The organism is Pseudomonas sp. B20(2017) (assembly GCF_002113125.1).
Classification (GTDB): Bacteria; Pseudomonadota; Gammaproteobacteria; order Pseudomonadales; family Pseudomonadaceae; genus Aquipseudomonas.
The window spans coordinates 1-12566 of the sequence record NZ_NEJP01000019.1 but is presented as its reverse complement, the minus strand read 5'-3'; the positions used below and the strand labels follow the sequence as shown (position 1 = coordinate 12566).

Annotated in this window: 11 protein-coding genes; 3 read left to right on the top strand and 8 right to left on the bottom strand. The window is 60.6% G+C overall.

The window, feature by feature from the left end; translation table 11 throughout:
• Nucleotides 1–49 precede the first annotated feature (49 nt).
• Entirely contained in the window at nt 50–2329 is a 2280-nt protein-coding gene (gene ptsP / locus CAF63_RS23810; RefSeq protein WP_085689530.1) for a phosphoenolpyruvate--protein phosphotransferase, read from the bottom strand.
• Between the two features lie 22 nt (nt 2330–2351).
• Nucleotides 2352–2831, bottom strand: a complete 480-nt coding sequence (locus CAF63_RS23805; protein ID WP_003229203.1) for an RNA pyrophosphohydrolase — start codon at nt 2829–2831, stop codon at nt 2352–2354.
• 143 nt (nt 2832–2974) lie between these two features.
• Between CAF63_RS23805 and CAF63_RS23800 the strand changes: the two genes are divergently transcribed.
• On the top strand, nt 2975–3631 hold the full coding sequence (locus CAF63_RS23800; RefSeq protein WP_085689528.1) for an HAD family phosphatase: 657 nt from the start codon (nt 2975–2977) through the stop codon (nt 3629–3631).
• Between the two features lie 105 nt (nt 3632–3736).
• Here the strand turns inward: CAF63_RS23800 and CAF63_RS23795 are convergent, their stop codons facing one another.
• Both CAF63_RS23795 and ilvA read right to left on the bottom strand, forming a co-directional pair.
• Complete coding sequence (locus tag CAF63_RS23795; RefSeq protein WP_085689526.1) at nt 3737–4150, bottom strand: DUF2269 family protein; 414 nt, start codon at nt 4148–4150, stop codon at nt 3737–3739.
• A gap of 41 nt (nt 4151–4191) precedes the next feature.
• A complete protein-coding gene (gene ilvA / locus CAF63_RS23790; protein WP_085605949.1) occupies nt 4192–5706 on the bottom strand; it encodes a threonine ammonia-lyase, biosynthetic in 1515 nt (504 codons plus the stop codon).
• A gap of 148 nt (nt 5707–5854) precedes the next feature.
• Between ilvA and rpiA the strand changes: the two genes are divergently transcribed.
• Nucleotides 5855–6529 carry a ribose-5-phosphate isomerase RpiA gene (gene rpiA / locus CAF63_RS23785; RefSeq protein WP_007953476.1) on the top strand — a complete coding sequence of 225 codons (675 nt, stop codon included), beginning with the start codon at nt 5855–5857 and terminating at the stop codon, nt 6527–6529.
• A 146-nt stretch (nt 6530–6675) separates the two neighbouring features.
• Here the strand turns inward: rpiA and CAF63_RS23780 are convergent, their stop codons facing one another.
• The 4 genes from CAF63_RS23780 to CAF63_RS23765 all read right to left on the bottom strand — a co-directional run bounded on the left by CAF63_RS23780 (nt 6676) and on the right by CAF63_RS23765 (nt 11000).
• Nucleotides 6676–7593 (bottom strand): SdiA-regulated domain-containing protein, encoded by a 918-nt coding sequence (locus tag CAF63_RS23780; RefSeq protein WP_085689524.1) that lies wholly within the window; start codon nt 7591–7593, stop codon nt 6676–6678.
• 118 nt (nt 7594–7711) lie between these two features.
• The gene (locus CAF63_RS23775; protein WP_085689522.1) at nt 7712–8635 is read right to left on the bottom strand and encodes an SdiA-regulated domain-containing protein; all 924 of its coding nucleotides are present in this window, start codon (nt 8633–8635) and stop codon (nt 7712–7714) included.
• Nucleotides 8636–8899: 264 nt separating this feature from the next.
• Nucleotides 8900–9565, bottom strand: coding sequence for a fumarylacetoacetate hydrolase family protein (locus CAF63_RS23770; protein WP_007953483.1), 666 nt, complete (start codon nt 9563–9565; stop codon nt 8900–8902).
• Between the two features lie 40 nt (nt 9566–9605).
• Nucleotides 9606–11000: an FAD-binding oxidoreductase gene (locus CAF63_RS23765; RefSeq protein WP_085689520.1), complete on the bottom strand. Its 1395-nt coding sequence runs from the start codon at nt 10998–11000 to the stop codon at nt 9606–9608.
• Nucleotides 11001–11204: 204 nt separating this feature from the next.
• Here CAF63_RS23765 and serA point away from each other — a divergent pair, with 204 nt between their 5' ends.
• Nucleotides 11205–12434: a phosphoglycerate dehydrogenase gene (serA, locus tag CAF63_RS23760; RefSeq protein WP_007953487.1), complete on the top strand. Its 1230-nt coding sequence runs from the start codon at nt 11205–11207 to the stop codon at nt 12432–12434.
• Nucleotides 12435–12566: the final 132 nt, after the last annotated feature.

The window sequence follows — 12566 nt, the reverse complement described above, 5'->3', positions numbered from 1 at the left end:
ATGCATTTTCTTGTGGGAGCGAGCCTGCTCGCGATTGGCGCGACTCGGTCTAGAGCGGTTTGACCGCCGCCGGATTGACCATCTTCGCCAGCCCAAGGCTCTTCAGCGCCAGTTGCAGCGAGCTGTGGATCACCTGCGGGTTGTCGATGGTCATCAGTTCCGCCAGCAGATCCTTGGCCTTGCTCAGGTTGATCTGACGCAGCATCCATTTCACCTTCGGCAGGTTGGTGGCGTTCATCGACAGACTATCGAAACCCATCGCCATCAACAGCACCGCTGCCGCCGGGTCACCGGCCATCTCGCCGCAGATGCTCACCGGCTTGCCTTCGGCATGGGCGTCGCGCACCACGGTTTGCAGGGCTTGCAGCACCGCCGGATGCAGGTAGTCGTAGAGGTCGGCCACCCGTGGGTTGTTGCGGTCCACCGCCAGCAGATACTGGGTCAGGTCGTTGGAGCCGACCGACAGGAAATCCACCATCCGCGCCAGCTCTTTGGTCTGGTAAACCGCCGCAGGAATTTCGATCATCACACCCACTGGCGGCATCGGCACGTCGGTGCCTTCGTCGCGCACTTCGCCCCAGGCCCGGTGAATCAGGTGCAGTGCCTCTTCGAGCTCGTGGATGCCGGAGATCATCGGCAGCAAAATCCGCAGGTTGTTCAGGCCTTCGCTGGCCTTGAGCATTGCGCGGGTCTGCACCAGGAAGATTTCCGGGTGGTCGAGGGTGACGCGGATCCCGCGCCAGCCGAGGAACGGGTTGTCTTCCTTGATCGGGAAGTACGACAGCGACTTGTCGCCGCCGATGTCCAGGCTGCGCATGGTCACCGGTTGCGGGTGAAACGCGGCGAGTTGCTCGCGATAGATCGCCAGTTGCTCCTTCTCGCTCGGGAAGCGCTGGTTGATCATGAACGGCACTTCGGTGCGGTACAGACCGACGCCTTCGGCGCCACGCTTCTGCGCTCGCGCCACGTCCGCCAGCAGGCCGGTGTTGACCCACAGCGGCATGCGGTGACCGTCGAGGGTCACGCACGGCAGATCGCGCAGGGTATCGAGGCCCAGCGCCAGTTGTTTCTCTTCTTCGACGACTTCGGTGAACTGCTTGCGCAGCACTTCGCTCGGGTTGGTGTAGACCTCGCCGCGCGTGCCGTCGACGATCATTTCAATGCCGTCGACCTTGGCGTAGGGCAGGTCGACCAGACCCATCACCGTCGGAATACCCATGGCCCGGGCCAGGATCGCGACGTGGGAGTTACCCGAACCGAGCACAGACACCAGACCGACCAGCGTGCCTTCCGGCACCTCGCCGAGCATCGCCGGCGTCAGTTCTTCGCTGACCAGAATGGTTTTTTCCGGGTAGACCAGGTTCTGCTGCCGCTCTTCCTGCAGGTAGGCGAGCAGGCGGCGGCCCAGATCCTTGACGTCCGACGCCCGCTCACGCAGGTACTCGTCGTCCATCAAATCGAAACGATTGACGTGGTCGGTCACGACCTGGCGCAGCGCGCCCTGGGCCCACTGCCCGGTCTTGATCACGTTGGTGATTTCGCTGCCCAGCGAAGCATCGTCGAGCATCATCAGGTAGACGTCGAACAGCGCGCGCTCTTCCGGACGCAGCTGGGTCGCCAGCTTGGCCGACAACGCACGCATGTCGGCGCGCACGCCTTCGATGGCGGTCTTGAACAGCGCGAGTTCAGCGTCGATGTCGGTGATGGTCTTGTCCGGCACCACGTCCAGATCCGCCGGCGGCAGCATGACCACCGCCGTACCGACCGCCGCGCCCGGCGAACCCGGCACGCCGACGAACTTGGCTTCCTGAATGCCCTTGCCCTGACGGCCCAGGCCACGGATGGAACCTGTGGCCTCGGCGTGGGCGATTACGCCCGCGAGCTGCGCGCTCATGGTTACGAGGAAGGCTTCTTCACCTTCATCGAACTGGCGGCGCTCTTTCTGCTGGATGACCAACACGCCAACGACGCGGCGGTGGTGAATGATCGGTGCCCCGAGGAACGAGGCGTAGCGCTCCTCGCCGGTTTCGGCGAAGTAGCGGTAGCGCGGGTGATCCGCGGCGTTTTCGAGGTTCAGGGGTTCTTCACGCGTGCCGACCAGGCCGACCAGACCTTCGTTGGGTGCCATGCTGACCTTGCCGATCGAGCGCTTGTTCAAGCCCTCGGTGGCCATCAGCACGAAGCGGTTGGTCTCTGGATCAAGCAGGTAGACCGAGCAGACCTGGCTGCCCATGGCCTCTTTGACGCGCAACACAATAATCCCCAACGCCGCCTTGAGATCCTTGGCGGAGTTAACTTCCTGGACGATCTTGCGCAGCGTATTGAGCATGGCTCGGGGTCGAACTCCGTCGTCAGTCGCGCGCTAAAAGGCGCGGGGCAAGCTCTTTGAGAGCGCGGCGATACACTTCGCGCTTGAATGTCACCACCTGGCCCAACGGATACCAATAACTGACCCAGCGCCAGCCATCGAACTCCGGTTTACCGGTCAAATCCATCCGCACCCGCTGCTCGTTGGAGATCAGGCGCAGGAGAAACCATTTCTGTTTCTGGCCGATGCACAGCGGTTGGCTGTGGGTTCGCACCAGACGTTGCGGCAAACGATAGCGCAACCAGCCCCGGGTACAGGCGAGAATTTCAACATCTTCGCGTTCCAGGCCAACTTCTTCGTTCAGCTCGCGGTACAAGGCGTCTTCCGGCGTCTCCTCGGGATTGATTCCCCCTTGCGGAAACTGCCAGGCATCTTGATTGATACGGCGAGCCCATAGCACCTGGCCGGCGTCATTCGTCAGAATGATCCCGACATTAGGGCGGAAACCATCAGGGTCGATCACGGCAACAACCTCGCAAACGCATGTCGCCGCATTGTTCCACAAAGGTTGTGAAGGCGGCAACGAAGGTTCCGAGCTTATGTGCACTCTTGTGAAAAGACCGTATTCTTGTGGCCTTTTTACTGACTTTTCAGCGGGTAACTGCAATGCGCCTGGCTTTATTCGATTTGGACAACACCCTTCTGGGCGGCGACAGCGATCACGCCTGGGGCGATTATCTGTGCGAACGCGGGTTCCTCGACCCGATTGCCTACAAGGCGCGCAACGATGAGTTCTACCAGGATTACCTGGCCGGCAAACTGGATAACGCGGCCTACCTGAACTTCTGCCTGGAGATCCTCGGCCGCACCGAGATGGCCGTGCTTGAGCAGTGGCACAACGATTACATGCGCGACTGCATCGAGCCGATCATGCTGCCGAAAGCGCTTGAGTTGCTGAAAAAGCACCGCGACGCCGGCGACAAACTGGTGATCATCACCGCCACCAACCGCTTCGTCACCGCACCGATCGCCGTGCGCCTGGGCGTTGAAACCCTGATCGCCACCGAGTGCGAGATGCAGGACGGCCGCTACACCGGACGCAGCACCGACGTGCCGTGCTTCCGCGAAGGCAAGGTGACGCGCCTGAACCGCTGGCTGGAAGAAACCGGGCACTCGCTGGAAGGCAGCTATTTCTACAGCGACTCGATGAATGACCTGCCGCTGCTGGAGCAGGTGGCGAATCCGGTGGCGGTCGACCCGGATCCGAACCTGCGGGCCGAAGCCGAGAAGCGTGGCTGGCAGGTGATTTCGCTGCGCGACTGATATTGCCTTCGCGAGCAAGCTCGCTCCCACACCGGATTTGTGCACGACTCAAATCAAATGTGGGAGCGAGCTTGCTCGCGAATGGGGTCGACGTGGTCTCAAGCCTTATACAGGCTTGGCCCCCATCAGCGCCGCAATGGCGAGAAATCCAACGCCGCTGACAATCGCCAGCGCCAGATTGAATGTCCGGCTGCCGACCCCGCTTGTCCATAGCCGATTAAGACGAACAAGCAGCCAGACCGCACTGAATGTGGCCATGGCATATATCACGCTGGACCCCAGAATCCAGAACTGTCCCAGTGGCCAGCCAATAAGGTGCACCAACCACCAGCCGGTGAAAGGCATACTCAGCACGCCGACCAGCATCAAACACCAGACGAACAACCACGGTCGCTGCATCGTGCTGGCCGGTCCTTCGCTGCGATTACGCCAGGAAACAGCGGCGAGCCCCAGCCCGCTCGCCAGGATCACCACGGTCGCCGCGACGTGAAGGACTTTCAGGGTGGTCAGGGTTTCCATGTATTTCTCTTTCCTTGGGCCATACCCATCAGCGTAGCCGTTCAGCCAAGAAACAGCTGATAGGCCGGGTTGTCGCTCTCGTCCCAATACGGGTAGCCGATTTCCTCAAGGGCTGCGGGCACCAGATGACGTTCGTCGTGGGGGACTTGCAGGCCCGCCACCACGCGGCCGTCCGCCGCGCCATGGTTGCGGTAGTGGAACATCGAGATATTCCAGCGACCGCCGAGCTTGTTGAGGAAGTTGAACAGCGCGCCCGGACGCTCCGGGAACTCGAAGCGCAGCACCACTTCATCGACCACGTGCGCCGCGCGCCCACCGACCATGTGACGGATGTGCAGCTTGGCCAGTTCGTTGTCGGTCAGATCGAGCACAGGGAAACCCTGTTCGGTCAGGCTCGCCAGCAGCGCACTGCGCGGGTCGTTGTCCGGGTGGGTCTGTACGCCGACGAAGATGTGCGCTTCGCTGCCATTGTTATAGCGGTAGTTGAATTCGGTGATCTGGCGCTTGCCGATGGCCTCGCAGAAAGCCTTGAAGCTGCCGGCCTTCTCCGGGATGGTCACGGCGATGATCGCTTCGCGGCCTTCACCCAGCTCGGCGCGCTCGGCGACGTGGCGCAAGCGGTCGAAGTTGACGTTGGCCCCGGAATCGATGGCCACGAAGGTCTGGCCGCTGACGCCGCGCTGCTCGACGTACTTCTTGATCCCGGCCACGCCGAGGGCGCCGGCCGGTTCGGTGATCGAACGGGTATCGTCGTAGATGTCCTTGATCGCCGCGCAGATTTCGTCGGTGCTGACGGTGATCACTTCGTCGACGTAATCCTTGCAGATGTCGAAGGTGTGCTGGCCGATCTGCGCCACCGCCACACCGTCAGCGAAGATGCCCACGGCCGGCAGCACCACGCGCTCGCCCGCGGCCATCGCCGCTTGCAGGCAGTTGGAGTCGTCGGGTTCGACGCCGATGACCTTGATGTCCGGGCGCAGGTACTTCACGTACGCCGCGATGCCGGCGATCAGACCGCCGCCGCCCACCGGGACGAAGATCGCGTCCAGTGGCTGCGGGTGCTGGCGCAGAATCTCCATCGCCACGGTGCCCTGCCCGGCAATGGTGTGCGGATCGTCGTACGGGTGGATGTAGACGTAGCCTTTTTCATCGACCAGTTTCAGCGAGTAGGCCAGAGCTTCCGGGAAAGAATCGCCGTGCAGCACCACCTTGCCGCCACGGGAGCGCACGCCTTCGACCTTGATCTCCGGGGTGGTCTTGGGCATCACGATGGTCGCTTTCACGCCCAGCACTTTCGCCGCCAGGGCCAGGCCCTGCGCATGATTGCCCGCCGACGCGGTGACCACGCCGCGTGCGCGTTCTTCGTCGCTCAACTGGGTCAGCTTGTTGTAGGCGCCGCGAATCTTGAACGAGAACACCGGCTGCAAGTCTTCGCGCTTGAGCCAGATGTCGTTGCCCAGCCGCTCGGAGAGCTGGCGGGCGTTCTGCAGCGGGGTTTCTACGGCAACGTCATAAACGCGCGAGGTGAGGATCTTCTTGACGTACTGTTCGAGCATCGGAAAGCATCACTGAGCGGGTTGGGCGGGACCGAGGAGTCTAACCCGGCTTTCGTCCGGACGACCACACGAATGCAGAGGTTTTAGCCCGGCTTGAGGCTATAATGCCGGCCTTTCCGTTCTTACCTTGCCCGCTTCCGGAGCCCGCATGACCCAGGATCAACTCAAACAGGCCGTGGCCCAGGCTGCCGTCGACTTCATCCTTCCGAAACTCGACGACAAGAGCATCGTCGGCGTCGGCACCGGCTCCACCGCCAACTGCTTCATCGACGCCCTGGCCCAGCACAAGGGCGCGTTCGATGGCGCGGTCGCGAGTTCCGAAGCCACCGCCGCGCGCCTCAAGGGCCACGGGATTCCGGTGTATGAGCTGAACACCGTGAGCAACCTGGAGTTCTACGTCGACGGCGCCGATGAAAGCGACGAGCACCTGAACCTGATCAAGGGCGGCGGCGCAGCCCTGACTCGCGAGAAGATCGTCGCGGCCGTGGCCCAGACCTTCATCTGCATCGCCGACGCCAGCAAACTGGTGCCCGTGCTGGGCGCGTTCCCGCTGCCGGTGGAAGTGATCCCGATGGCCCGCAGCCACGTGGCCCGCCAACTGGTGAAACTGGGCGGCGACCCGGTCTACCGCGAAGGCGTGCTGACCGACAACGGCAACATCATCCTCGACGTGCACAACCTGCAGATCACTAATCCGGTTGAGCTGGAAGCGCAGATCAACGCGATCGTCGGCGTGGTCACCAACGGCCTGTTCGCGGCGCGTCCGGCGGATCTGCTGTTGCTGGGTACCAGCGAAGGCGTGAAGACCCTGAAGGCTGAGTAAGCCGAAACTGCTCACATTTTGTGGGCAGATAAAAAAACCTGTGGGAGCTAGCTTGCTAGCGATAGCGGTGTGACAGTCGACATGTTTGGCGACTGACCCTCCCTAATCGCGAGCAAGCTCGCTCCCACAGTGTTTTGGGGTGTTGGTTAGTTCTGCGCAGGCTTCCTGAAGACATAAAACAGATTCGGCTCGCTCACCAGATACAACGCCCCGTCGTCATCCATCGCGATGCCTTCCGCCTGCGGCACGGTTTTCTTCAGGCCCTGCCGACCACCGCTCAATGACATCGTGCTCAGCGGTCGCCCGTCCACATCCAGTTCCAGAATCAGCCGTGACTCGTCGGACAGTGCCAGTAAATGGCCGCTGCGCTCGTCGTATTGCAGGCTCGACAGGTCACGCACAAACATACCGGCGTCGCGCTTGGGGTTATTGATGACGTGTACCGCGTAGGATTTTTCCGGATTGAAGTGCGGAAAACCGTGCACTTCATAGATCAGCATCGGATCCCGCTCCTTGGCCACGAACAGGCGCTTGCCCACCGAGTCGTACGCCAGGCCTTCAAATCCCTTGTTGCCGCTCATGTGTACGCCGAGGGTCATTTGCTCGGCGTCCGCTGCATCGAGGAACGTAGTGTCGTGCTCCAGATGGATCTTGATCAGCCGTTGCTGGCGCTCATCGGTGATCACGTAGGTATCGGCGCTGATGAACTCCACCGCCTCCGGATCGCCGAAGCCGATCAAGGCAACACGGCGCAGGATCGTGCCATCCAGTGACAGCTCGACCAGCTCGGCATTCTTGTTGGTCACGGTGAACAGGCTTTTGCGCACCGGATCGTAGGTCAGCGCCGAGACGTCGTCGTTCAGCCCGTCGATGACCTTCGCTTCGATCGCTACCCGATATTGATCCAGCCCGATGGCCTCGCTGCTCATCGGCTGCCAGAGCGTATGCAGGTTGAACCAGGCACGCTCGAACAGGCGCATGTATTGGCCGATCGCAATCAGCGCGATCAGGGCAATCACCAACAGGATGATGAACAGAGGCTTGGGACGGGCAAGTCGACGCATTCGGGGCAGGCTCGGAATCAAAACAGGCGGATGAAATATCACGCCTGTCTGAACTGAAGCTTAATGGCCACTTGCCTCAAGCCACAACTGCACATATCTGCAATTGCTGTAGGAGTCGTTACTTCTGCTTTTCGAAGCGGTAGAACAGGTTCGGCTCGCTGACCATGTACAGCGTGCCCGCCTCGTCCATGGTCACGCCTTCGGCGCGGGGAATGGTTTTCTTCAGGCCGTTGAAACCACCAAGCAGGGTCATGAAGCTGACTTGCTCGCCCTTCTCGTCCAGCTCCAGCAACAGGTGCGAATCGGCGGACAGCACCAGGGTGTGACCGGTGCGCGGGTCAATCGCTAATGCTGAAAGGTTGCGCAGGTCCAGCTCATCGCTGTCGAGTTTCTGCTTGTCGCCTTTGAGCGTCTGGCTGCCGTCGCTTTTCCAGGTGAACAGCGCAGGCGGACGCTCCTCGCCCAGCAGCAGTTGCTGATTGCGGGCGTCCCAGGTAATGGCTTCGAAAGCTTTGTTCTGGTCTTTCGAGGGGCCGAGGTCGTATTTCGGGAAATCGTCGCGCTTCAGTTCGCGGGTCTCGGCATCCACCTTGACGATGGAGAGCATGTGCTCGCGCTCATCGACAATCGCCATCAAGCCGTTTTCCATCACCGTCAGACCTTCGGGATTGCTCCAGCCCACCAGTGGCATCTTGCGCAGCACATCGCCCTGCAGAGTCAGCTCGACCAGAAACGGGTTCTTGCCCATCACCGAAAACAGGGTTTTGGTCTGCGGGTTATAGGACAGGTCCGAAGCTTCGTCCTTCTCCATGCCAGGCAGCAGTTTGGCGTCGATGACCGCCCGGTAGTCCGGAAGCCAGACGCTTTCCTGCTTCTCGGTCGAACTCTCGAAGCGCTCCAGCACCCACAATAGGCCACGGTCATCCCAATGCATGGCAAACGCCAGCCCGTACGTAGCGGCGGCTACCAACAACAGCCAGGAATACCAGCGCAGGGCGAAGCGTGAACGGCGAGCAGGTTTGAGCTGAGTTTGAGATGACATCAAAGGACGCGTTCCGAAAATTCAGGCTACGGGTAATAGCACAAAGAGGCCGGCTCAGACGCCAGAATGACCGGAATTATCCGGACTAAATGTGAAAAAAACGGCAAATGGCCGGAACGCCTTATGTGTTTGCGAGCTGAAACACAAAAAACAAATGTGGGAGCGAGCTTGCTCGCGAATGCGTCAGGTCAGTCGACATCGTCGTTAACTGATCTACCGCATTCGCGAGCAAGCTCGCTCCCACAGTTTTACTCAGTGTTGCAGTCAGCGAACGCTGCTGGTGAAGCGACTGGCGCCCGGCAGTTCCAGCACGATTTCATCGCCAACGTTCAGCGGACCGACGCCCACCGGTGTGCCGGTCAGGATCACGTCTCCGGCCTGCAGCGAGAAGCAGCCGGCCATGTGCTGGATCATCGGCACGATCGGGTTGAGCATCGCGCTGCTGTTACCGTCCTGGCGCACTTCGCCGTTGATGGTCAGGCGGATGCCGATATCGGTCAGGTCGGCGAAAGTGCTGCCGACCACGAACGGCGCAATCACCGCCGCGCCGTCGAACGACTTGGCGATTTCCCACGGCAGGCCCTTGGACTTGAGCTCGGCCTGCTTGTCGCGCAGGGTCAGGTCCAGTGCCGGGGCGAAACCGGAGATCGCGTCCAGCACTTCTTCACGGCTCGGCTTGGTCGACAGCGGCTTGCCGATCAACACGGCGATTTCCGCCTCGTAATGCACGGAGCCACGCTCGGTCGGAATGCTGAAACCGCCTTCCAGCGGCACCACGCAACTGCCCGGCTTGATGAACAGCAACGGCTCGGTAGGCACCGGGTTGTCCAGTTCCTTGGCGTGTTCGGCGTAGTTACGGCCGATGCACACCACTTTCCCCAGCGGAAAATGAATCCGCGTACCGTCGACATACTGGTGCTGATAGCTCATTACCGACTCCTGCCTTCATTGATTCATGAGGGATTGCCAATCAAACCGCGAAGATCTTGCCCGGGTTCATGATGCCGTTCGGATCAAACACCGCCTTGACCGCTTTCATGTATTCGATTTCCACCGGCGAGCGGCTGTAGGTCAAGTAATCGCGCTTGGTCATGCCCACGCCGTGTTCCGCGGAAATCGAGCCGTTGTACTTCTCGACAGTTTCGAACACCCACTTGTTGACGGTGGCGCACTTGGCGAAAAACTCGTCCTTGCTCAGGTTGTCCGGCTTGAGGATGTTCAGGTGCAGGTTGCCGTCGCCGATATGGCCGAACCAGACGATTTCGAAATCCGGATAGTGTTCGCCGACGATCGCGTCGATTTCCTGCAGGAACGCCGGGACTTTCGAAACGGTGACCGAGATATCGTTCTTGTACGGCGTCCAGTGGGAGATGGTTTCGGAGATGTACTCGCGCAGCTTCCACAGGTTCTGCAACTGGGTTTCGCTCTGGCTCATCACGCCGTCCAGCACCCAGCCTTGTTCGACGCAGTGCTCGAAGGTTTCCAGGGCACTGTTGGCCACTTCTTCGGTGGTCGCCTCGAATTCCAGCAAGGCATAGAACGGGCAGTCGGTTTCGAACGGCGCCGGGACATCGCCACGGCCCATGACCTTGGCCAGGGCCTTGTCGGAGAAAAATTCGAACGCGGTCAGGTCGAGCTTGCCCTGGAAGGCGTGCAGCACCGGCATGATCGAGTCGAAATCGGCAGTGCCGAGGACCATCGCAGTGAGGTTTTTCGGTGCACGATCCAGACGCATGGTGGCTTCGACCACAAATCCGAGGGTGCCTTCGGCGCCGATGAACAACTGGCGCAGGTCATAACCGGTGGCGTTCTTGATCAGGTCCTTGTTCAGCTCCAGCACATCGCCCTTGCCGGTCACCACTTTCATGCCCGCCACCCAGTTGCGGGTCATGCCGTAGCGAATGACCTTGATCCCGCCGGCATTGGTGCCGATGTTGCCGCCAATCTGACTGGAACCTGCCGAAGCGAAGTCCACCGGGTAGTACAAGTCATGTTCTTCGGCGGCGTTCTGCAATTGTTCGGTGACCACGCCCGGCTGACAGACGGCGGTGCGGTCGGTCAGGTTGATGTCGAGAATCTGATTCATGTAGTCGAACGACACGACTACTTCGCCATTGGCGGCCACGGCCGCGGCGGAAAGCCCGGTGCGCCCGCCCGACGGCACCAGCGCCACTTTATGTTCGTTGGCCCAGCGGACGACGGCCTGCACCTGCTCGATGGTCTTGGGGAACACGATGGCGCTGGGCGCCGGGGCGAAGTGCTTGGTCCAGTCCTTGCCGTAAGCGTTCAGGGAGTCGGCATCGGTCAGGACTTTGCCAGGCTCGACCAGGGTCTTCAGTTCATCAATCAGGGCAGGATTGGTCATCGACGGAACTCTCGAACAATTCATGGTCATCCTGAGAACGCTTCACGTCGCAGGAATGAGTGTTTAGCGGGGTGGCTATGCTAGCATACCGACCCCGCAGGCCAGTGCCCAAGGCCGGTTCTGCGGTGACGGCTTTCTTGTCGTCCAGGTCAATGTCTGTTGACCATTTCCTGCCATTTTTCTCCGGGATACAGGTTTACGCAGATGAGCAAGACTTCTCTCGATAAGAGCAAGATCAAGTTCCTTCTTCTCGAAGGCGTCCACCAATCGGCTGTCGACGTCCTCAAGGCGGCGGGCTACACCAGCATCGAATACCTGACAGGCTCCCTGCCGGAAGCCCAGCTCAAGGAAAAGATCGCTGACGCTCACTTCATCGGCATTCGTTCGCGCACCCAGCTGACCGAAGAGATCTTCGATCACGCGAAGAAGCTGGTCGCGGTCGGCTGTTTCTGCATCGGCACCAACCAGGTTGACCTGGAAGCGGCCCGCGAGCGCGGCATCGCCGTGTTCAACGCGCCGTACTCCAATACCCGCTCCGTGGCCGAGCTGGTGCTGGCCGAAGCGATCCTGCTGCTGCGCGGCATCCCTGAGAAAAACGCTTCCTGCCACCGTGGCGGCTGGATCAAGTCCGCAGCCAACTCTTTCGAGATCCGTGGCAAGAAACTGGGCATCGTCGGCTACGGCTCCATCGGTACTCAGCTGTCGGTCCTGGCTGAAGGTCTGGGCATGCAGGTGTTCTTCTACGACACCGTGACCAAGCTGCCACTGGGCAACGCGACCCAGGTCGGCAACCTGCACGAGCTGCTGGGCATGTCCGACATCGTCACCCTGCACGTTCCGGAAACCGCTGCGACCCAGTGGATGATCGGCGAGAAGGAAATCCGCGCCATCAAGAAGGGCGGTATCCTGATCAACGCTGCACGCGGCACCGTGGTCGAGCTGGATCACCTGGCCGCGGCGATCAAGGACAAGCACCTGATCGGCGCCGCCATCGACGTGTTCCCGGTCGAGCCGCGCTCCAACGACGAAGAGTTCGAAAGCCCGCTGCGTGGCCTGGATAACGTGATCCTGACCCCGCACATCGGCGGTTCCACCGCTGAAGCGCAGGCCAACATCGGTCTGGAAGTGGCAGAAAAACTGGTCAAGTACAGCGACAACGGTACTTCGGTATCGTCGGTGAACTTCCCTGAAGTGGCCCTGCCGGCTCACCCTGGCAAGCACCGCCTGCTGCACATCCACGAGAACATCCCGGGTGTGATGAGCGAGATCAACAAGGTCTTCGCCGAAAACGGCATCAACATCTCCGGTCAGTTCCTGCAGACCAACGAGAAGGTCGGCTACGTGGTGATCGACGTCGACGCCGAGTACTCGGAGCTGGCGCAAGAGAAGCTGCAACACGTCAACGGCACCATCCGTAGCCGCGTGTTGTTCTGATCCGACGCTGAGCGACAAAAAAGGGAGCCTTCGCAGACTGTGTGAAAACACACTGACAGGCCTTAGACCAAACGCCCCGACTTATTCGGGGCGTTTGTTTTTGTGCTGAAAAAGGCTCTTCAGCCCATCAGT